At 38.7% G+C, this 21,432-nt stretch carries 16 protein-coding genes; 10 read left to right on the forward strand and 6 right to left on the reverse strand.

Annotated elements, in window-relative coordinates; genetic code table 11:
* Window positions 1-352 precede the first annotated feature (352 nt).
* The 6 genes from H561_RS0118580 (at window position 353) to H561_RS0118605 (ending at window position 6,715) form a co-directional block, all read left to right on the forward strand.
* Window positions 353-1,378, forward strand: coding sequence for a rod shape-determining protein (locus H561_RS0118580; protein WP_027388364.1), 1,026 nt, complete (start codon window positions 353-355; stop codon window positions 1,376-1,378).
* 24 nt (window positions 1,379-1,402) lie between these two features.
* Window positions 1,403-2,257: a rod shape-determining protein MreC gene (mreC, locus tag H561_RS0118585; protein WP_027388365.1), complete on the forward strand. Its 855-nt coding sequence runs from the start codon at window positions 1,403-1,405 to the stop codon at window positions 2,255-2,257.
* Window positions 2,250-2,756: a hypothetical protein gene (locus H561_RS0118590; RefSeq protein WP_027388366.1), complete on the forward strand. Its 507-nt coding sequence runs from the start codon at window positions 2,250-2,252 to the stop codon at window positions 2,754-2,756. The genes mreC and H561_RS0118590 overlap by 8 nt, the downstream gene beginning before the upstream one ends.
* Window positions 2,753-4,792 carry a penicillin-binding transpeptidase domain-containing protein gene (locus H561_RS0118595; protein ID WP_027388367.1) on the forward strand — a complete coding sequence of 680 codons (2,040 nt, stop codon included), beginning with the start codon at window positions 2,753-2,755 and terminating at the stop codon, window positions 4,790-4,792. Before H561_RS0118590 ends, H561_RS0118595 begins: the two co-directional genes overlap by 4 nt.
* On the forward strand, window positions 4,789-6,018 hold the full coding sequence (gene rodA / locus H561_RS0118600) for a rod shape-determining protein RodA (RefSeq protein ID WP_027388368.1): 1,230 nt from the start codon (window positions 4,789-4,791) through the stop codon (window positions 6,016-6,018). The genes H561_RS0118595 and rodA overlap by 4 nt, the downstream gene beginning before the upstream one ends.
* 115 nt (window positions 6,019-6,133) lie before the next feature.
* Window positions 6,134-6,715: a pentapeptide repeat-containing protein gene (locus H561_RS0118605; protein ID WP_027388369.1), complete on the forward strand. Its 582-nt coding sequence runs from the start codon at window positions 6,134-6,136 to the stop codon at window positions 6,713-6,715.
* Between the two features lie 96 nt (window positions 6,716-6,811).
* Here the strand turns inward: H561_RS0118605 and H561_RS0118610 are convergent, their stop codons facing one another.
* Window positions 6,812-7,525 carry a C40 family peptidase gene (locus H561_RS0118610; RefSeq protein ID WP_027388370.1) on the reverse strand — a complete coding sequence of 238 codons (714 nt, stop codon included), beginning with the start codon at window positions 7,523-7,525 and terminating at the stop codon, window positions 6,812-6,814.
* Between the two features lie 337 nt (window positions 7,526-7,862).
* Window positions 7,863-10,058, reverse strand: a complete 2,196-nt coding sequence (locus H561_RS0118615) for a glutamine synthetase III family protein (protein WP_027388371.1) — start codon at window positions 10,056-10,058, stop codon at window positions 7,863-7,865.
* A 255-nt stretch (window positions 10,059-10,313) separates the two neighbouring features.
* On the opposite strand from H561_RS0118615, the gene H561_RS0118620 reads away from it, so the two are divergent.
* The 4 genes from H561_RS0118620 to H561_RS0118650 all read left to right on the forward strand — a co-directional run bounded on the left by H561_RS0118620 (window position 10,314) and on the right by H561_RS0118650 (window position 18,108).
* Window positions 10,314-12,692 (forward strand): toxin-antitoxin system YwqK family antitoxin, encoded by a 2,379-nt coding sequence (locus tag H561_RS0118620; RefSeq protein ID WP_162143036.1) that lies wholly within the window; start codon window positions 10,314-10,316, stop codon window positions 12,690-12,692.
* A gap of 235 nt (window positions 12,693-12,927) precedes the next feature.
* Window positions 12,928-14,613: a DUF6909 family protein gene (locus H561_RS0118625; RefSeq protein WP_027388373.1), complete on the forward strand. Its 1,686-nt coding sequence runs from the start codon at window positions 12,928-12,930 to the stop codon at window positions 14,611-14,613.
* Between the two features lie 233 nt (window positions 14,614-14,846).
* Window positions 14,847-16,691 (forward strand): M1 family metallopeptidase, encoded by a 1,845-nt coding sequence (locus tag H561_RS0118635; protein ID WP_027388374.1) that lies wholly within the window; start codon window positions 14,847-14,849, stop codon window positions 16,689-16,691.
* Between the two features lie 658 nt (window positions 16,692-17,349).
* A complete protein-coding gene (locus H561_RS0118650; protein WP_027388375.1) occupies window positions 17,350-18,108 on the forward strand; it encodes a type III pantothenate kinase in 759 nt (252 codons plus the stop codon).
* Between the two features lie 40 nt (window positions 18,109-18,148).
* Here the strand turns inward: H561_RS0118650 and H561_RS0118655 are convergent, their stop codons facing one another.
* The 4 genes from H561_RS0118655 to H561_RS0118670 all read right to left on the reverse strand — a co-directional run bounded on the left by H561_RS0118655 (window position 18,149) and on the right by H561_RS0118670 (window position 21,339).
* Window positions 18,149-18,583: a nucleoside deaminase gene (locus H561_RS0118655; protein WP_027388376.1), complete on the reverse strand. Its 435-nt coding sequence runs from the start codon at window positions 18,581-18,583 to the stop codon at window positions 18,149-18,151.
* On the reverse strand, window positions 18,583-19,176 hold the full coding sequence (locus tag H561_RS0118660; RefSeq protein ID WP_027388377.1) for an energy transducer TonB: 594 nt from the start codon (window positions 19,174-19,176) through the stop codon (window positions 18,583-18,585). The genes H561_RS0118655 and H561_RS0118660 overlap by 1 nt, the downstream gene beginning before the upstream one ends.
* Window positions 19,177-19,257: 81 nt before the next feature.
* On the reverse strand, window positions 19,258-20,178 hold the full coding sequence (locus H561_RS0118665) for a helix-turn-helix transcriptional regulator (protein ID WP_027388378.1): 921 nt from the start codon (window positions 20,176-20,178) through the stop codon (window positions 19,258-19,260).
* Window positions 20,179-20,580: 402 nt separating this feature from the next.
* Window positions 20,581-21,339, reverse strand: a complete 759-nt coding sequence (locus H561_RS0118670; protein ID WP_027388379.1) for an IS5 family transposase — start codon at window positions 21,337-21,339, stop codon at window positions 20,581-20,583.
* Window positions 21,340-21,432: the final 93 nt, after the last annotated feature.

A 21,432-nucleotide genomic window follows, 5' to 3' on the forward strand; every position in this document is an offset into this window, starting at 1 on the left:
ATAATTATCGTAAATAACTATTTCTGTCAAAAATAAAGCCTGATAATGAAATTTTAAAGATTATTGTTTTTAACATTGAAAATTATTAAATTAATAATGATAATGCCTTTATAATAACAATAAATTAACATAATTCTTGTCATAAATCATAAAATTTTAGCTTCCGGATTGGTGAATTTTGTTCAATCTTATCTTGAATATGGTTGAAATTACATCATGTAAATACTTAAATTAAAAGTTAATAAAGGCTCTCAAATTTTAATAAAATTTTAACCAAATTATATGCTCGCGGAATTTATTTGGTCGTGTTAAATTCCTATCTTTGTAACTCTTTAAAAAATCAGAAGGAAATATGAGTTTATTCGATATGTTTACGCAAGAGATTGCGATAGACCTTGGTACTGCCAATACCCTTATCATCCATAATAATAAAATTGTTATAGATCAGCCGTCAATTGTTGCAATTGAACGCTCTACGGGTAAGCCGATTGCAGTCGGTGAGCAGGCAAAGCATATGCAGGGTAAAACTCATGAGGATATCAAAACCATCCGTCCGTTAAAAGATGGGGTGATTGCAGATTTCCATGCTTCTGAGCACATGATTAAAGAATTTATCAAAAAAATCCCCGGGATTAAAGGGCGGTTTATCCAGCCGGCGTTGAGGATTGTGATCTGTATTCCTTCTGGGATCACTGAAGTTGAAAAGAGAGCCGTAAGGGATTCTGCCCAAAAAGTAAATGCTAAAGAGGTCCGTTTGATTTATGAGCCGATGGCAGCGGCAATTGGTGTAGGGATCGATGTACAGAAACCTGAAGGCAATATGATTATTGATATAGGCGGTGGTACCACCGAAATTGCTGTAGTCGCTCTGGGAGGTATTGTGTGTGATAAATCCGTGAAAATTGCAGGTGATGTATTTACAAATGATATTGCCTATTATCTTAGGACCCACCATAATCTTTACATCGGTGAAAGAACTGCAGAGAGAATTAAAATCGAAGTAGGTTCTGCTGTTGAAGACTTAGACGTTGACATCGAGGATATTCCGGTACAGGGTAGAGACCTCATCACAGGTAAGCCAAAAGAAATCATGGTAGGCTATAAGGAAATTGCCAGGGCATTAGACAAATCAATTATCAGAATTGAAGATGCTGTCATGGAAACGCTTTCTTTGACGCCTCCGGAACTGGCGGCCGATATCTACAAAACCGGTATTTATCTTGCCGGCGGCGGTGCCCTTCTGAGAGGTCTTGCAGACAGGCTGCATAAAAAAACCGGTCTTCCTGTTTTTGTAGCGGAGGATCCCTTACGAGCTGTGGTTCGAGGAACAGGGATTGCCCTTAAGAATATGGATAAATTCAATTTCCTGATTAAATAATTTAACTTTTACGAATATATCTGAATGGGATTTTTGCTGAGATTATTTTCGAAGAATGCGCTTTTCGCTTTCTTTATATTTCTGCAAATCATTGCTCTGGTGCTGATATTCTCTAAAAATGCGATGCAGAAATCCTGGATTGCGGGTCAGTCGGCCGCGCTGAATTCATGGGTTTCAGGCTACATCGATGAAGGGGTTTCGTATCTTAAGTTAAAACAGATCAATGAAGATCTTGTAATCCAAAACAAAGCCCTGATGCTTGAACTTTACGGAAAGCAGGGTGCAAAAAACCCACAGTTCAGAAAAGTGCATGATACATTGGGTGGTGGACAGATTTATACTTTTGTGGATGGCGAGATCGTTTTCAACAGCATCAACAGAAGAAACAATTACTTTACCATTAACAGAGGCCGTCGGGACGGTGTATTTCCTCAAATGGGCGTTATGTCTCCCAAAGGAATTGCGGGAATCGTCATTAATTCTACAGACAGTTATGCTTTAGTTCAGTCGGTTTTAAGTGTTAACAAAATCAGGATCAATGCAGCCCTTAAAAGCTCCGGGTACTTCGGTACCTTAACCTGGAACGGCGATAACTCCCGCGTGATGCATCTGGCGGATATTCCCAAGTATGTTGCGCTGAAAATCGGAGATACCGTTGTGACAGACGGTAAATCGGCTATTTTCCCGAAAGGGGTAATGATCGGTACTGTTGCTGGCTATTCCGTTGACAATAAAACAGGATTCTGGGATATTTCAGTTGAATTAAGTGAGAAAATGGGAACCCTGAACAAGGTATATGTAGTTAAGAACCTTAAAAAAGCCGAAGTACAGAAAATTGAGGATACCTTACAGACTGTGATAAAAAAGGAAAATGATTAGCAGAACATTATTTACAGATATCGTAATTATGGTCTTCCTGGTGGCGCTACAGATTTTTGTACTGAACAGGATTACCATTTTCGGGAAGTATACGCCGGTATTATATCCGGTGTTTGTCATGTTTTATCCTTTTTTCAGAAATAAATTTCAGTTTTTGGCTTTAAGCTTCCTGATCGGTTTGTCTATTGACATCCTCTTGTATTCAGGAGGGATCAATGCCTTTGCCACCACACTGATTGCTTATTTCAGAACTTTGATTTTCAGGACCTCTACCGATACTTCCACCGATTTCTTTTCTTTTCAGTCCCTTCAATGGGCGCAGTTTTTGCTGTTTTTATTTTCAAGTATCTTTTTACATCAGCTTTTGGTACAGTATATAGAGTTCTTTAAGCTGAGCCGGTTTTTTGAAATATTATTTAATGTATTGGTAACGAGCATTATTTCATTTGTCTTTATTGTTATTTATGCATTAATATTTAAAATCAAACAAAAAGTTTGAACACACGTTATTTAAAAATTTTTTCCGTTCTTATTGTTATCGCCCTGATTTTCGTGGCGAGGCTTTCTTATCTGCAGTTATTTACAGACCGGTATGCATTGAATGCCGCGAATACTTCCATTAAAACAGAATACGTCATTCCACAGCGTGGCGTCATCTTCGACAGAAACGGGAAGATTATGGTCGGAAACCAGCCAGCCTATGAAATATCATTTACCCAGGCCCTGATGAAGCCTGATTTTGATACACTGGCTTTCTGCAGCTTAATGAAAATCAGAAAACCCGATTTCATTAAAAGAATCAATATTATTAAAAAAGAAAAATACTATTCCAAGCTTACTCCCATGACCTTTATCAAGGATCTGAGCAGAGAAGATATTGCCAGGGTCCAGGAAATTATATTTAAATATCCTGCCTTCAGTATTGTTTCGAGGCCACAACGGCAGTATGAAGTCTCCACTTCCGGAAATCTTTTGGGATATACCAGTGAGGTGAATGAAAAAGAAATTAAAAAAGATTCTGCGTATTACCTTCCGGGAGATTTTATAGGTAAGACCGGAATCGAAAAAGCCTATGAAAAAGAGCTTCGGGGGGTCAAGGGAATAAAGTATATTCAGAAAGATATCAAGCTCCGGAACGTAGGTCCTTATAAAAACGGGACGCTGGATAAAGATGTGATTACCGGAAAGGATATTACCCTGACCATAGACTATGACCTGCAGAGAATGGCCGAAGAAATGCTCGTTAATAAGCACGGTGCCATTGTTGCCATAGATCCGAACACCGGTGAAGTGCTGGTAGCGGCTACGGGCCCGGATATTGATCCGAACATATTCACAGGACCTAATAAATCAAAGAATTTATACGCGTTATCTAAAGATACGATTTACGAAAACAAACCGACTTTCGACCGCTCTTTACAAGCAGCTTACCCTCCGGGTTCCACGTTTAAACTGTTAACTGCCTTGGCGGCCATGCAGATGGGCGTGATGGATGAGAATACTATTTTTCCATGTGGAGGCGGATTTTATTATAAAGGAAAAAGAATTAAAGGTCATGGCGGAGCGGATCCGTTGATTCCCTCTATTCAGGTATCCAGTAACTGTTTTTTCACGTATGCTTTCATTGCCATCATTAAAAAATATCCCGGAAATCCTTCAAAAGGGGTAGATGAATGGAAAAAAATCATGAGCAGCTTCGGGGTCGGGGAATTTTTAAATAATGATTTTGCCGTTGGAGCGAGAGGAAGTATCCCTTCAGGAGACTTCTATGAAAAAAGATTTAAAGCCATAATTAAAGCCAGCGGATCCACCAGAAAGGATTATAAAAACTGGGACGAAATGTCAACAGGAGCCATCTACAACGGAATGGGTCAGGGTGATGTCCTAGTAACGCCTCTTCAGCTGGCGAATTACGTAGCGGCCATTGCCAATAAAGGTTGGTATTACACGCCTCACATTGTGAAAGCAATTGACGGAAAACCGAATCCCGACCCGAGATTTAAAAAGAAACACCAGACCCTGGTTGATAAAAAACATTTCGATCCGGTTTTAAAAGGGATGGAAGCAGTGGTATTAAGAGGGACGGCACACGGATTAAAATCCAGTGATTTCACACAGCTGGCAAAAACCGGTACCGCGCAGGTTCCGCAGGGGAAAGATAATTCCATCTTTGTACTGATTGCTCCGGCTGACAAGCCTAAAATTGTGGTTGCCGCAGTTATGGAACATGCAGGATTCGGAGCTACATGGGCAGGCCCGGCCGCAACGGTCATTGCTGAAAAGTTTATTACCGGTGATCTAAAGCGTGAACACCTGTACAAAAAAATGATCACTTCGAGTTTCATGCCTGAATATAAAAGACAGTGGGTTGCCGATCTGAAACGTAAAGGCCTTTACAAGCCGAGTGAAGACTCCATTAAACAGAAAAGAATTCAGGACAGTCTGAATTTCATTAAAGAGCAAAAGGCAAAACTTAAGAAGAAGATAGACGAGGAAACGAAGAATGCCAAAAAGACAAAAACCGTTAAGCAATGAAATGGGCAGAAGGAATAGATAAATTAGGTCTGGGCTTGTATTTTTTGCTTTGCATCTTCGCGATCGCAAATATTTACAGTGTTGACCAGAAACTCGGAGAAAAGCAATTGATTTTTTTCGGCATTTCCCTGTTTGTGGGACTGGTAATTTTCGTCGGGAGGAGCAAGTTCTTTGAAAATATGTCGGGAATCATTTATATTGGCGGTGTTTTGCTTCTGATCGGTCTTTTTCCTTTCGGGAAAGAAATCCTCGGTCAGAAAAACTGGTATAAATTCGGGAGCTTTACCATGCAGCCGGTAGAGTTTGCCAAAATCGGGACGGCCCTAATGCTGGCCAATTATGTTTCCGGACCGGAATTCAATCTGAAAAACAGGAAATCCCTTTTAACAACATTAGCTATTGTAGGAGTGCCTGCAGTGGTCGTGCTGGCGATTCCGGATGTCGGTTCGATGCTGGTTTTCATTGCATTTTTTATTGCATTATACCGTGAAGGTCTTAACGGCTTATTGTTCGGGGTCGGATTCCTTTTTGCCGGGGTCTTTCTCATTTCTTTAGCGGTTGACCCTATCTGGGTTGCCCTTACGATTGTCGTTATTATAGGAGGCTGGATTGCGATGAATTATTACAAAATGTCATGGAATGTGATTTCCATTTCAGGCATTGCGGGATCTGTAGTGGTTTTATGCGGACTGGCTTTCGGTTCACCTTATATTTTAGAAAAATTGCCCAAACACCAGCGGGAAAGAATTGAAGTTTTATACAAAGGGGAAAAAGCATTCAGGGATACATCCGGTTATAATTTATTATACTCGAAAACAGCCATCGGTTCCGGCGGGCTTTTTGGAAAAGGGTACCGTGAAGGTTCCGTAACCCAGGGGAAATTTGTTCCTGAACAGGAAACGGATTATATTTTCTGTACGGTTGGGGAAGAGTGGGGCTTCGCAGGAAGTGCTGTCCTGATTCTTTGTTATATGGTTTTTATCGGGCGGATCTATTATCTGGCTGAACAGCAAAAATCCGGTTTTAACCGCGTCTTCGGCTATTGTTTTGCTTCGATCCTCCTGATGCACTTTACCATCAATTTAGGGATGGTTATGGGGCTTTTTCCGACAGTGGGGATCCCTTTGCCTTTCTTCAGCTACGGAGGAAGTTCATTACTGGCATTTTCGATGATGACCTTTATCTTCTTCAAACTGAATTATTCGGATAAGAACAGCCTGGTGTAAAGAATAAAGGCTGTACGTCAGAGAGATGTAAATTGCTACATTCTTTAATTTCCGTTAAAATCTGTACCGTTAATAATTTTTTCAGCAAAAAATTTAACCTCATCTTAAACTATTTATGAAACCCGTATATATCTCCGGTCAGAATTTCGAAACCCTGGATTGCAAGCAGCAGCCATTGGAAAAAGGTGAATATGAAAACTGTGTGTTCCGGAACTGTAATTTTGAATATGCTGATTTTTCCGGTTTCAGCTTTAACGACTGTGAATTTATCGGCTGTAACCTCAGTATGGTAAAACTTGTTTCCACAGCTTTCCGTGAAGTGGTTTTTAAAGAATGCAAGATGTTCGGGCTCCTTTTTAATGACTGCAATGAATTCGGGTTGTCATTTAAATTTGACCACTGCTTACTGAACAGTTCTGTTTTTTATAAAACTTCTGTAAAGAAAACTTCTTTTGTGTATTCAAAATTAACAGATGTGGATTTTACGGAATGCGATTTATCAAATTCGATATTTAATAGCTGTGATTTTTCCGGTGCGGTTTTCGATAAAACAAATCTTGAAAAGGCAGATTTCAGGACATCCGTTAATTATTCCATAAACTCTTCTCAGAACAGGCTTAAAAAGGCAAAATTTTCACGTTCTGAAATTCACGGCCTTCTTTCCTTTCTTGATATAGAAATCGATAAAAACAGCTGATGGTATGAATTAATTGTTAGCTGCAAGAATAAGGAGTAAAACAAAAAACCATCAGGAGATCCCGATGGTTTCATTATTTAAATCAATTATTCAAAATTAAAAACTTGTTCCGCTTGATGCCGGAGTGGTTGCTGCCATGTTATTGTAAGCTTCTCCGTTTTCATTGATGATTCTTTTTCCGAATCTGTATTTTGGTCCCCAATAAGAGTCGTTGAGTGATGAAATCATAACTCCTTTTGAAGTGGCCGCATGAATAAATTTAATCTCACCTTCTTCAGTTACGCTTTCTACGATACCGACGTGAGAAATTCTTCTTCCGTGAGAAAAGAAAATCAGGTCACCTTTCTGAAGATTTTCTTTTTCAATTTTTTCTCCTTCCTGAGACTGAGAGGCTGCTACTCTGGGTAAGCTAAGGCCTGCTGCTGCACCGAATACTGAAAGAACGAATGCTGAACAGTCAATACCGTTTCTTGTCATTCCTCCGTATCGGTAAGGAGTCCCCAAATAAGTTTGAGCTTCCGTTAAGATATTATCTACTGTTTTATTGTGTCGGATTGCTTTGGCAACCTCAGAATTTTTAATGGTATTTTTAGCATTTGCTAAACTGGCTGCTTTTTCTGCAAGAAATGAATTGATCAGCTGTTGTTTATCCTGCTCCATTTTATTGGTTTCGATGGAGGCAAGTTTGGCATCTGATTTGTATTCTTTAGCATAAGTTGCTGGTTTTGAAACAACGTAGTTGGTAACACACGATTGTAACGATACTGTAGACACAAAAGCAACTAAATAAAACAAAACTCTTTTCTTCATATATATTTGATTACCGTGTTAAATAAATAAGGATTAGTATTTTCAAAAGCAGTACAAAAATATGTATTCCGTTTAAAAGGACTCCGATATGATTATTATCAGGTTCTGTTTTTAACACATTTTAACGTATTACTTAAGTATGTTAAAGAAAAATAAACCGCAACTGCCTGTTTCAGGTGAGTTAGCGGTTTTTTTTATTAAGATTCTTTAACATAATTATTCGTATTTCCTTTTGTAATCATATGATTAATTCATAACTCTATCTTTCAGAATCTTAAATACAATAAAAACCCTCCGGAATACCGGAGGGTTTCATTAATATGGAACTTTACAAATGTTACTTTGTAAATAACATTTCTCTGTATTTGGTCATCGGCCAAAGCTCATCATCCACCATCATTTCAAGATCATCAGAAGCTTCTCTGATCTGATCAAATAAAGGGATTACACTTGTACAGTACATTTCTGCCTGCTTCTGGCTTTCAGGCGTTGTTTTTGCAGTCTCCCGGGCTTTCATAAGATTTTCAACACCCAATTTGATTTTAGAAATATTTCCGGAAATCTGGGTAATTAAACTCATCTGTTCTTTAGCCAGCGTCCTGAATTCTTTTTCTTCAAAAATATCTTTAAGACCTTTTACATTTTCAATCAGCCTGTTTTGATAATTTAAAGCGGAAGGAATGATGTGGTTTCTTGCGATATCACTCAATACTCTGGCTTCAATATCAATGACCGTAGAATATTTTTCTAATTTAATCTCGTTTCTTGCCTCCACTTCTCTGTGATTGAAGATTCCCATTTCTTCATACAGATCAAGGAATTTCTGATTCATTTCCTGCTTCAATGCTTCAGGAGTGGTTTTCCAGTTGTTCAGGCCTCTCTTTTCAGCTTCAACTGCCCAGTCATCAGAATATCCGTCACCTTCAAACATAATGTTCTTACACTGCTTGATGTATTCTCTCAGTATATTAAAGATGGCTTCGTCTTTCTTCAGACCTTTTTCAATTAAAGCATCAACCTCTTTTTTGAAATCATTTAACTGTTTTGCGGCAATGGTATTCATTACCGTCATGGATTCTGCGCAGTTTGCAGAAGAACCAACCGCCCTGATCTCAAATTTGTTTCCGGTAAAGGCAAAAGGAGACGTTCTGTTTCTGTCAGTGTTATCCAACAAGATTTCAGGGATTTTTCCAACTACATTTAATTTTAAATCTGTCTTTTCGTCCGGTGAAAGTTTTCCTTCCGTTACTTTTTCCAGTTCTTCCAATACTCTGAACAACTGGCTTCCGATAAATACGGAAATAATTGCCGGCGGGGCTTCGTTGGCTCCCAGCCTATGGTCATTGCTTGCAGAAGCAATACTCGCTCTTAAAAGGTCTGCATATTCGTGAACGGCTTTAATCGTGTTCACAAAGAACGTTAAGAACTGTAAGTTTTTCTTAGGGTTTTTTCCCGGGCTTAACAGGTTTTCACCGGTGTCGGTCGCTAAAGACCAGTTGTTGTGCTTTCCGCTTCCGTTTACCCCTGCGAAAGGTTTTTCGTGGAATAAAATATGGAAATGGTGCCTGTGTGCAATTCTTGCCATAACATCCATCAGTAAAGAGTTGTGGTCTACCGCAACGTTCACTTCTTCAAACATCGGCGCCAGCTCAAATTGGTTCGGGGCTACCTCGTTGTGTCTTGTCGTTACCGGAATTCCCAGTTTCATGCATTCGATTTCCAGTTCTTTCATGAAGTTCATTACCCTTGTAGGGATAGAACCGAAATAATGGTCATCCAATTGCTGTCCTTTTGCAGGGGAATGCCCCAATAAAGTTTTACCAGTTAAAACCAGATCCGGACGGGATTGAAACAATGCTGAATCAACAAGGAAATATTCCTGCTCCCAACCTAAAGTAGGTGTTACTTTGGTTACATTTTTATCAAAATACTGCATTACGTTGGTTGCAGCTTCGTCTACAGCATTCAAAGCTCTTAAAAGAGGGGCTTTATAGTCTAAAGTTTCTCCGGTATAAGAAATGAAAATAGATGGAATACATAAAGTGGTTCCCATAATGAAAGCCGGTGAAGTAGGATCCCATGCGGTATATCCTCTGGCTTCAAAAGTATTTCTGATTCCGCCGTTCGGGAAAGAAGAGGCATCAGGCTCCTGCTGGATCAATAAGTTCCCGCTGAATCTTTCAATAGCTCTGCCTCCTTCAATAGGCGTGAAGAATGAATCATGCTTTTCAGCAGTGCTTCCTGTCAATGGCTGAAACCAGTGGGTATAGTGGGTTACACCTTTGCTCATGGCCCAGTCTTTCATCGCAACTGCTACCTGGTCTGCAATATGTCTCTGGATCTTGCTGCCTTTTTTCATGGCATCCAAGATAGACTGAAATGCTTCTTTTGTCAAATATTCTCTCATGGTTTCTTCTGAGAAAACATTCTGGCAGAACAGTTCTGATAATTTCACAGGGACATCAACCGAGTTATCTCTTCTGAAGTCCTTGAATGGTAAAGTTTCTAATGCTTTGAATCTTAAAGTTGACATATAAGGTTTATTTTATGGGGGCAAATTTACAAAAAAATTAAATTAAAACTGAAACACCCCTTATTTTTTTATAATAATTAATTATTAAATTAAATAAAACTTAAATCAACCCTTACTATATTATGGGTATTTTATGAATATATACCCTTTTTAATTTTAAAAGTAAATATGAACTCAAGAATCCTTATTTTTGAATAAATTCATATTCAAATGATTAAAAAAAATGTTCTTCTTGCTGCTTTTTTGATTTGTCAAATGCTGTTTTGTCAAAAATCAGATTCTATATATTATGATAAAGACTGGGAAGTTACCACAAAGGCAGAGGCTTCGTTTTATCGCTTAATGCCATTAAAGCAACTGGGTGATCTGGTCCTGCTGCAAGATTTTTATATTGACGGAACGCCGCAATTTGAAGGGTATACTTTGAAAAATAATGAAGATGCTTATGTCGGAGATATTATATGGTATGATGAAAATGGGAATGACAGCAGTTTTAGGCAATACCGCAATGATACCAAAAACCTTACCTTAGTATATTACCATGCTAATGGTAAAGTCCGGAAAAAAGTTCAGTATAAAAATGGGGTAAAAGATGGTGAAACTGTCATTTTTGACGAGAATGGGGAGGTCTTAATGAAAGGAAACTATACGGAAGGAAAACCTGCAGGAGGAGATTTTGAAACAATTGATGATTATGAATATAATGCCTCTGATCATGATACGACAACTCAGACGGTAACAGTAGCCGTAGAGCCGTTACCAATGATTTATCCTGAATCATCAAAAACGCAGCAGAAGAAAGGCGGAAAAACGATTACCCGTAAAATATTCTGGAAAAATTCCCGCCATATGGCTCAGGAAAAAATATACAGTATTCAATCATATCAATTGGAGCTTGTCCAACAGAGAAATTATGACAAGTCCGGGAAGTTAGTGCAGACCTTGAATAATCATCATTTTGAAAAATACGGAAGAAGTATTTCAAACGGTACTGAATATCAATATTTCCTCCGGAATAATTTTGCAACCGGCATAAAATCTACCTCAAATTTTATTAATACATTAAAATCGGGAAAGGAAATTAACTATTTTCCAAACGGAAGTGTTACCCTGGAAAGCAATTATGCTATGGGCGTAAAAGAAGGTGAAGAAACAGCGTTCTCCGAAAACGGATCAGTAAAAAACAAACGGATCTATAAGGAGGGAAATTCTTTTAATGGAAATTTTGAAGAAAGAATCGGTGATATTAATGTCACTTTGAATTATGTAAACGGAGTAAAAGAAGGTGAAGCCGTTGCGAAAAACGAACAGGGCTTTATCGTAGCAAAAGGGATATATAAAAACGGGAAGGCTTATAACGGAACTTTTGTTGTGGAAACCGGCAATAGTCTGGCAGAATTAATTTCCGTGGAAAATTTCAGGAAAAAAGGACTGCAGAAAATTTTCAGTTACAGGCTGGACAATATAGAAAAAACCTACACCATCCAAAATGAAAAGCTCAATGGAGCAACTGTTTTTTATAATGATAATAAGGCGGTAGCTACTTTAGAATATAAAGACGACGAGCCTTATAATGGTACTTTGATCGAAGGGGAGAAAATTTCTGTCTTCAGGAATGGAAAAATCGCAGAGCAAACCCTGTATACAGACAGTTACAGCAGAGAACAGAATAATATACAGAAGCAAAAGTTTTACGAGAACGGAAGCCTTGCAAAAATAAAAGATTATTCTTTTGTTATTACAGAGCAGCCGCAGGATTCTTATGAAGGTGTTTTTAAAAACGGGAAGCCTTTTTCGGGATATTTCGAAACGGATGCCAGCAGAGAATTTAAGCAGGTTAATTATTTTGAAAACGGGATTGCTAAATTTCAATATTCAAATGATTACCTGAAAAACATGGATAATTTCAGGCATCAGTCTTATAATATTAAATCTGTATACAAAGACAGGAAAATATATGATGGTGTTGAGTATGTTTTGAACAAAAAACAATTTACTTCCAAATATTGGAAGAATGGGGTTCTGCAAGCCTTTGATTGGGATCTTTTTGCAATGCACTATTTTAACAGGCTTCATTTTGAACTGAAAAATAATGCGATTGAAATCAGCGACATGCAGGCAAACAGAAAGGCCGAAATTAAAGTTGAGCAATCCAAAAGCACTTTTAATAAAGCACTTTCTATTGATGGAAAAATAATAGACACCACGAGGAAAGATTATTTAGAGTCAAAATATAAGGAAGGAATTATTATTTATCATGAGCAAAACGGAAAAATAATCTCAACGACGACAGATGCGCTGGATGAGTCGATAGAATCAAGCGAAGGAACTGAACTCTTTTATAAGGTCTATACGATTGTAAAAGAAACTTCAACTATTCAGGAGAATTTCAACACGTTGGCAGAAAAAATTTCAAATGATAAATTCGTTGAAGAAACTGATGATAAACACGTCATCACTGGAATTCAAATAGATTCCAAAGGGAAACCAAAAGACGGAATTCTAATTACGTCTACACAAAATAACACCTATACTTTGCAGTTGTATACGAATAGAAAATTAATGAAAACGATAGAAAAAGTAAGTTTTGACAAAGTAGAGGAGGAATTGAAAAAATTAGAGAAAATCAATTAATTTTAAAATTCCTGCTGCACTTTTGAATTGAGAGACAGGTTTTAAGAATTTTAAATTTGTCTTTTTTACAATATGAATAAAACTTATTCCAGTTTTCTTTCTAATTATGATGGTAAATATTAATTTTAAAACATTTGAAAATTTGATTTGAATGGTAATCGTCTGATTTAAAACAGGTTAAAAAATTAAATATATTTTTTGTAACTTAGCAGACTTTTTATAAAAAATTTAATATATGACAAATTCTAGAGCAAGAGAAACTACCGAGGCTATTGAAAGACTGTACATTTCTATGAGACACCTGTTTTATAGAGGTTTTTTCAAGCCAGGCGGAGTTTCAGGAGAAAGCATTAGAAGTTTGTTGAAAACGATCAATCCTGAAATTTATGGCACCATGAGTATTCCAAGCAAACTGGAGCTTGATGGTTTGATGTATGTTTTAGACAGGCTTCCGGAGGGAATTGAAGAATGTGCTTTTATTCACCTTACCTCAGACGAAGGATTTGACAAAGGAAGTTTTGAGCCTATTGTGCCGAAAAAAAGAAGAAGGAACTGCTACAGGATCGATGAGCACCAGATGAATATTGAAGTTCTTTTAGGGCGTTCCGAAATTTATGATATCCTTACCCACTTAACCTTTTTATTTATAGAAGCCGATAAAATCAGGAATCTGGCCTTTACTCAGGATGAAAACTGGAAGCCGACACGGGCTTTTAAAATCATTGAAGAAGTAGTAAAAGGCGAAAAGAAATTCAGCAGAAGAGAGAAGGAAGTCGCTCTGATTCATCTGTCTTCTTTAATAGGAAGAACGTTTGACGAAACTTTAAGGGCTTACAATACATTCGGGGACGATGACAATCCGGACCGCTTATTTAAAATCATTTACAATCTGGGCAAGGTAAGCCTGGAGGATGCCAAACAGACCCGGGAACGAGAAATTCATTTCAGTGCCATATTAAAGGAAAGGGTGGGGCATCATTATTTCGGGGAGAAATGGGCCAATAAAGTAAAGGATGTCCTGTATGAAAATAACCTTCACATGCGTCCGCTGCATATTATTTCAGCGAATATGCATTCTGTGAAAAATATGCTGTATGCCAATAATGCCTTAAAGAAAAAGGATCCGAAGGAAGTGGATTACAAGCTCTACGGTGATATTTCAGACAAAAAAGAACTCCGCGATAAAGTTTCCAAGTTTGCGGTTGAGGAAGGAATGATTTACATCAACGATAAGAGCGGAAGTAATATTGATGTCCAGATCATTGATTTAAGCAAAACTAACCTGAAGCATACGCCTTTCGGGCATCTGAATTATGACGGGGACGATGTAATCATGGTTTTTGATTATGCTTTCGGTGAGCAGGCTTTTGAAGTGATGGACGAATTGCTGAGGCCTTTCGAACAGAAAGGCGAGGTGTATATGATGAAGGTGAAATCGGTTTCCATTATGGGAAAAGCGGGAATTCTGGAAGGCGGAAAAGGGGATGTTATGATTCCTACCTCCCATATCTTTGAAGGAACGGCAGACAACTATCCTTTTGAAAATGCCCTGAAGCTGGAAGATTTTAAAGACGATGAATTAAAAGCGTTTGAAGGCCCGATGATTACCGTATTGGGAACTTCCCTACAGAACAGGGATATTCTCTCTTATTTTATGAATACTTCATGGAAAGCCATCGGGCTTGAAATGGAAGGCGCCCATTATCAGAAAGCCATTCAGGTAGCGTCTAAAATCAGGCATCATATTACGCCGGATCTATTTGTCTGCTATGCGTATTACGCTTCAGACAATCCATTGGAAACGGGAAGCACGCTTTCTTCAGGAGGATTAGGCCTTAGCGGTGTGAAACCAACCTATCTGATCACCTTAAGAATTCTTGAAAAGATTTTACGAAGCAGTAAAAAGGAACTTTTTTCTTAAATAATTATCCTTTTAAATTACATATAACCTCAGATTTTCTGCATTTGAGGTTTTTTGTTTTTGTCCTGCGGATTTCACAGGGTATTCTGCACATACTATCTGTAAAGTTTATGGGGAAATTTTTAACATGCTCAATTGAAATTCATCTAAACCATATCAAAAAAAATCCCGGCGTACCTCATATTCTAGGTTTTTATTTTAAATACTTATCTTTAGAAAAAAATAAATTTTAAATGAAGAAATCGGTTGCGATCCTTTTTGCGTTTGTCATTTCTCAGCTTCAGGCACAACAGGGGCCTTATTATCAGCAGGCTGCGAAGTATAAGATGGATATTGATGTGAATGCAGAAAAATTTACCTACCAGGGAAATCAGACTTTGGAATATACCAACAACTCACCGGACGAATTGAATGTGGTATACTTTCATTTGTACTGGAACACTTTTAAACCCAATTCCATGATGGACCAGCGGGTAGCAGGCCAGGGGGAAAACGGGGATTCAAGATTGCAGAAAGACGGTATTTCGAGACTGGCTTCAATTCCTAAAAATGAAGAAGGCGCACAGAATATCCACTGGATCAGACAGAACGGCAAAACGCTGAAATTCGAGGTTCAGGAAACGGTGATGAAAGTCTATCTTGCCGAACCGATCAAGCCGAATTCAACCACTACTTTCACCATGGACTGGGATGCGGTGATCCCTCAGCAGATCAGACGGAGCGGAAGAAACAACAGGGAAGGTGTTGATATGACGATGACGCAGTGGTATCCTAAAATCGCGGAATACGATTACGATGGCTGGGCCACTTTCGATTATATCGGAAGGGAATTTCATGCTCCGTTTTCCGATTTTGATGTAACCATTGCAATCAACAAAGATTATGTAATCGGAGCAGGAGGAATCCTTGAAAATCCTTCGGAGGTAAAAGGATATGATGCCAATGCAAAAATCAAGACAGGAAAAGATAAAAAATCAACATGGAGATGGACCGCGAAAAATATGCTGGATTTCGCCTGGGCTGCTGACAGGGATTATATCGTGAAAAGCTTTGATGTTCCTGAAGGCCCGAAAGTGTTTTTAGTCTATCAGAATAACGATAAAACCAAAGTCTGGGAGGAGGCACAGCCTTACCTTACAAAATATTATCAGATGATGAATGCCCGCTTCGGGAAATATGTTTATCCGACCTATGCTTTCATCCAGGGCGGTGACGGCGGAATGGAGTACGGAATGTGCACCATGATCTTAGGGGAGGCCAAAAATATTGAAGGATTAATGGGACTGATGGCTCACGAAGGGGCCCACTCATGGTACCAGCAGATGCTGGCCACCAACGAACCGATGCGCCCGTGGATGGATGAAGGGTTTACCAGCTATGCGGAAGGGTATGTGATGAATCAGCTGTTTCCTCCGAAGCAGCCACTTCCGAATCCGTTTGTGAATTCAGTCAATGCATACCGGAATTTTATTAAAAAAGGAATCGAAGAACCTGCAGTTTGGCTGGGAGACCATCATGACAACGGGACTTCTTATACCTATGCTTCCTATGTGAAAGGGGAATTATACCTGGTGCAGCTGGGTTATATTATGGGTGAGCAGAATTTAAACGAAACGGTGAAACAGTATTATGGCCAGTGGGTATTAAAGCATCCTTCAGACCGGGATTTCCTTCATGTTGCCCAGAAAGTTTCGGGAATGGACCTAAAATGGTTTCATCATTACTGGATCAATACCACCAAGACCATTGACTACGGCATTAAGGATGTGAAATACGATGCAAAATCAACAACGGTAACTTTGGTGAATAACGGCCAGGTTCCGATGCCGGTTGATTTCAGTGTTGTTACGAAGGATAACAAAGTGGTTACTTACCAGATTCCGATGAACATGACCCATACCTGGAAAGAGAAAGATATCTACGGTGAATTCAAAACCATGCCTTACTGGCCATGGACGCAGAAAGAATATTCGATAACGGTTCCTTACACCAAAACACAGCTGTCAGCTTTGGGAATTGACCTCAGCCAGCGGATGGCAGATGTAAATCCTGAAGATAATGTAGTTGAGTTGAAGTAGAAGTCAGCCATAAAACTTAAAATCCTGAAGAAATTTTCTTCGGGATTTGTTATTAAGATCAGTATAGTAAAATCTTTCTTATAGAGATTCATACTGTCGGCATCGTAGGTTTTTATCGTGGCGTCTCCTGCCAAGGTATAATAGTTAGGCATTTCCTGATCTTCCAGCACTGTTTATAGTCAGTCACAATAAAGGTGGCGAATTTGTGTCTTAATGTGTTGCTGATGCATTAGAACAGCGTCAGAAAATGAATGTTTTGTCTTGGAATCTGATGAAGCCAGTTTCCGGATTTCTCTATGGTTTCAGGTTTCATTTCATCATTTTCCGCCTGCAGGTTCTGCATATAAAATTCATCCAGCAGATTGTAGATGGTTCTGTTATTGCCATCAGCGTTTGCTGTTTTTTTTATTTTCCCAAAGACTTCTTTGGCCGCAGCTGCCGTTTGTGAAAATGAATGGGTGCCAAAGAAAAATAATAAGATTAGAACCCGCTTTTCATGGAAAAGCTTTGGGCTATAGATCTAATTAATTGTTTTCTTAGTCCTGATATTCTCATAATCTAAGATATTATTTTGTTAAATAAAAATAACAGAATTTCAGAAAGAAAAGAATCATTAATTTTACATGGAATAAATATTCTTTCATTGAAAATTAAATAAATGAAATCAATCGTAATCAATATAGGAAACAGCAATATCCGGTTCGGGCTTTTTAATGAAGACCACTGTGATGTATCATGGGTGGTGAATACAAAACCGTACCGGACACCGGACGAGCTCTATGTCCAGATGTCTATGCTTTACCAGACCTATAAAATTGAGCCCAAAGAAATTTCTAAAGTAATTATCGGTTCGGTTGTCCCTCAGCTGACAAAGGTGATGAATGCTGCCATTAAAAAGATCCATGATCTGGATCCTGTTATTGTAGACCGAAATACTCCTTCAGGCGTTGTGGCAAAATCCAAGCAGATGGGAACGGATATTTACGCCAATCTCGTGGCGGCTCATAACCTTTATCCGGGAAGAAAGAAAATCGTGCTGGATTTCGGGACGGCACTTACGGCAAGCTGTGTAGCGGAAGACGGTGAAACATTAGGTGTTATTATCGCCCCAGGAATTATTACGGCCCTAAATTCGCTGATCAGCCAGACGGCACAGCTTCCGGGAATCGAACTGGTAAAACCTAAAACCGTATTGGGGCTGGATACCGTCAGCTGTATGCAGAGCGGGATGGTGTATGGGTTTTTAGGAATGGTAGAAGGCTTTATTGACAGGATTAATGAGGAAGTAAAGGATGATTGTTTTGTCGTAGCCACAGGCGGAGTTTCCCATGTATACAAGCCTCTGACTGATAAAATCCATGTGATGGACCGGCTTCATACATTGAAGGGACTGTACTTTTTGGGAAAAGAGCTGTAGTATAAAAGTAAGGTTGAAGTTAAGAAGCCTCAACCATATATTACCGCCTTTTCGACTGAAAGAATTCTCTGACAATAGAAGAGCATTCATGTTCCATAATGCCGGTGACAATTTCCGTTTTCGGGTGAAGGGTAAGGTGTTTATTGATGAATCCGCGCTGTTCGTCTCTTGCTCCGATCACTACTTTGGAGATCTGTGACCAGGAAAGCGCTCCGGAACACATGACACAAGGCTCTAGTGTTACATATAATGTGCAGTTTTTCAGATATTTACCGCCCAAAAAGTTGGCAGCGGAAGTGATAGCCTGCATTTCTGCATGGGCTGTAACGTCGTTTAATGTTTCAGTAAGATTATGGGCTCTCGCAATAACGCGGTTGTTGGAAACCACCACGCAGCCAATCGGGACCTCATCTTTTTCTAAGGCGGTTCCGGCTTCGTTAAGTGCCATTTTCATGAAATATTCGTCGGTAAACATCAGTCAAAAGTCATGGTTAGAGGAAGTTTAAAACGGTATCTCACGGCGCTGCCTTTAAAGACTGCTGGAGAAAACTTTTCAGAAACGGAATAGAGTGCGATTTCAGCCTGCCTGTTAAAAGTGAAATTAGTTCCTTGGGCCTGAACATTACTGACAGTGCCGTCCTTCTCCACGATAAAAGCAACATTGGCTTTTACGGTTTTTTCTTCTGCATAGACGCCATCAGTATAAAAAAGATTGGCTACTTCCTGCCTCAATGCATTGATGCCTCCGGGATAGTCTGCTGATTTTTCTGTTGTAGGGATGAGGTCCGGTTGGTTGCCTGATTCTGGTCTTCTGGTTTGAAGTTTTCCGAGGTCTTCCAGGTTTTTTACTTTCAGCAAAGCTCCGATCAGTGCAACATTTTCTATACTGTCCATTTTTTTCATAAATAAGACGAAATCACCTTTTATGGCATTCTTGGAAAGGATATTGGTCTCAGCATCATACTTTTTCTTAAACTCATTGTTAAGAAGCACGCGGTGATGATTATAATAGTTCTTTACATTCCTGAATTCCTCTGACTGCTGCGAAAAGCACAGAGATGATATCATACAGAAAAGACAGAGAAAAAGAGGTTTCACTTTGATATATTTATGTAAATGTAATTAAATATTCTGAAATATGATGACCTTTCAGCTGTTCAGGTAGCTGTTTAGCGACTCTTGAAGGTGGCTACGGATGTCTTGCACCAAGCCTTCCGGTTCCAAAACCTGCACTTCTTTTCCGTACGAAAGAATCTCCTGCATAAAATCGTAGGTCGGATGAAGAAAAAACTCGAAAAAAATTTCTTCCAGCGTTTCCCTGATTGCTTTCTGGGACTGGTGAAGCGGAAAGCTTTTGATGTATTCTCCCTGATGGCGGCTGCATTTGATACTGATTTTCTCAGGGTTCTGTTCCGCTAGGTTCATTACCCCAAATGCATTTTTAAAGTGCTCCCTGAAATTATATTTGTATTTTTCCCTGAACCGGTTTTTCGTGACATCCAGGTAATTGATGCGGTCCAAACCAAAGGATTTCAGCATTTTGTCTTTCGTGTCAATGGCAATCAGGTACCAGCGGTCTTTGGATTCCTTCAGGGCCAGAGGATGCACTTTCCGGGAGGTCATCAGTTTATTTTTATAATTGTAATGCTCAAAGGAAACGATTCTTTTATTACGGATGGCAAAGAAAAGATCGTAAAAATGCTCAACACCGGTTGGTTTCCTGCTTTCAAAAAAGATGAAATCCGCAAAATCCGGATGAACGTTAAGGGCATTGCTGACCTGAAAGGATTCCAGTAATTTCTGGTTGTACTCATCCACTTCCATGATCGGGCGGCTCTCGATGTAATAGCGGTTGTCCCCTTTCTTTTTATTGTGAATGGACAGGTTGAAAAGATTCGAAATCTCCCGGATATCCCTTTGCAGCGTACGGATCGAATAACTCTTGATCCCTGCATCCTGAAATTCGAAAGAGTTAAGAAGATAGTCCTCCAGCTGTGAATAGGTGGCGGGAGCACTTTCCAGTCTTTTGATAATCAGGGCGTATCTTGTCAGGTAAAAATCTTTTTTCATCCGGGTATATTTTATGGCAGCTCTGCTGCGTTAATGTTATCGAATGGAACGCCAGGCGTTTCATGGTTTAATTTTATAAGACAAAGATATAGGCTTAATGCGACAAAACGTGTCGTGTTTTATCTTTTTTAGAAACTTTACTTAATAAAATAGAACATTCGGCTTAATCTAAAGTAAAATTCTTTTTATTTTATTTCATTTAAAATGAATATTATAATGTGTTTAATCTACTTATTCTTGTAATATTTCACTTAAAATTGGCTGAGTTTCTGATATTGAAATTTTGCCCAATGTTTTTAATATCAACAATAATGATGTTGGTGTAGTTTTAGATTTAATCAATTTTAATTCATTAATAATATCATTTTGATTATTTGCCTTTTTGAAAATATTAGAGCCTGTTTAGATTTTATTCAATAATAATTTTATGGCTGATAATTTGACCATATTTTCAGAAGTTTCCATCAGGAGTTCATAATTTCTGCATAGCCTCCTGTCATTATCAAACCATGAAAAAGTATGTTCAACAATCCATCTTTTATGAATGGGCTCAAACTTTTTATCTTTTTTGCCACTGCGCATAACGATTTGAATGGTGTACCCAAACTTAGCTTTTATTTCTTCAACAATATCTCCCCGGTAGCCTCCGTCCGCCAGGATTCCCTGAAGCGAGATCAGCAAATATTGCAGCATTTTCATTAGTAATACCGCCGATTTACTGTCATGAATACTAGATGCCCCTACCATAACAGCTAACAAGAATCCATTTTTATCTACGACTACATGTCTCTTGATTCCTTTTACTTTTTTGTGTCCGTCGAAGCTATTTAATGAACGGTTATTTCCCCATCTTACACTCTGACTGTCCATGATGCCCAGGCTTGCTGTAGCTTTCTGACCTCTTTTTACCCGAACCTTTTCCCCTAGTTTTGATAATAATAAATCGAAGGCTTCCAGATTAGACCATTTTGAGTAATAATAATATACCAATTGCCATTTAGGAAAGCCGGAAGGTAAAAGTCTCCATTGGCAACCTGTTTTTACCAAATACAGAATAGCATTCCAAATGATATGTAAATCATATTTCCGCTTCCGGTCATCAAAATCTAATACTTTTTTTATAAATTGCCACTGAGTTTGGGTTAAGTCTGTTGAATACATTGATATTTTTTGTTTTGCAACTCTAAAATGGCAATTTTTATTCAATTTCTTTCCCCTTACTCTTTTTTATTATTACTTTTTTAAACAGGCTCT

The organism is Chryseobacterium gregarium DSM 19109 (assembly GCF_000430845.1).
GTDB classification, from domain to species: Bacteria; Bacteroidota; Bacteroidia; order Flavobacteriales; family Weeksellaceae; genus Chryseobacterium; species Chryseobacterium gregarium.

Bases quoted from the DNA above. Each gene is read 5' to 3' on its own strand.
- H561_RS0118580 (WP_027388364.1), top strand. From the start codon at position 353: ATGAGTTTATTCGATATGTTTACGCAAGAGATTGCGATAGACCTTGGT.
- mreC (WP_027388365.1), top strand. From the start codon at position 1,403: ATGGGATTTTTGCTGAGATTATTTTCGAAGAATGCGCTTTTCGCTTTC.
- H561_RS0118590 (WP_027388366.1), top strand. From the start codon at position 2,250: ATGATTAGCAGAACATTATTTACAGATATCGTAATTATGGTCTTCCTG.
- rodA (WP_027388368.1), top strand. From the start codon at position 4,789: ATGAAATGGGCAGAAGGAATAGATAAATTAGGTCTGGGCTTGTATTTT.
- H561_RS0118605 (WP_027388369.1), top strand. From the start codon at position 6,134: ATGAAACCCGTATATATCTCCGGTCAGAATTTCGAAACCCTGGATTGC.
- H561_RS0118610 (WP_027388370.1), bottom strand. From the start codon at position 7,525: ATGAAGAAAAGAGTTTTGTTTTATTTAGTTGCTTTTGTGTCTACAGTA.
- H561_RS0118615 (WP_027388371.1), bottom strand. From the start codon at position 10,058: ATGTCAACTTTAAGATTCAAAGCATTAGAAACTTTACCATTCAAGGAC.
- H561_RS0118620 (WP_162143036.1), top strand. From the start codon at position 10,314: ATGCTGTTTTGTCAAAAATCAGATTCTATATATTATGATAAAGACTGG.
- H561_RS0118625 (WP_027388373.1), top strand. From the start codon at position 12,928: ATGACAAATTCTAGAGCAAGAGAAACTACCGAGGCTATTGAAAGACTG.
- H561_RS0118635 (WP_027388374.1), top strand. From the start codon at position 14,847: ATGAAGAAATCGGTTGCGATCCTTTTTGCGTTTGTCATTTCTCAGCTT.
- H561_RS0118650 (WP_027388375.1), top strand. From the start codon at position 17,350: ATGAAATCAATCGTAATCAATATAGGAAACAGCAATATCCGGTTCGGG.
- H561_RS0118655 (WP_027388376.1), bottom strand. From the start codon at position 18,583: ATGTTTACCGACGAATATTTCATGAAAATGGCACTTAACGAAGCCGGA.
- H561_RS0118660 (WP_027388377.1), bottom strand. From the start codon at position 19,176: ATGATATCATCTCTGTGCTTTTCGCAGCAGTCAGAGGAATTCAGGAAT.
- H561_RS0118665 (WP_027388378.1), bottom strand. From the start codon at position 20,178: ATGAAAAAAGATTTTTACCTGACAAGATACGCCCTGATTATCAAAAGA.
- H561_RS0118670 (WP_027388379.1), bottom strand. From the start codon at position 21,339: ATGTATTCAACAGACTTAACCCAAACTCAGTGGCAATTTATAAAAAAA.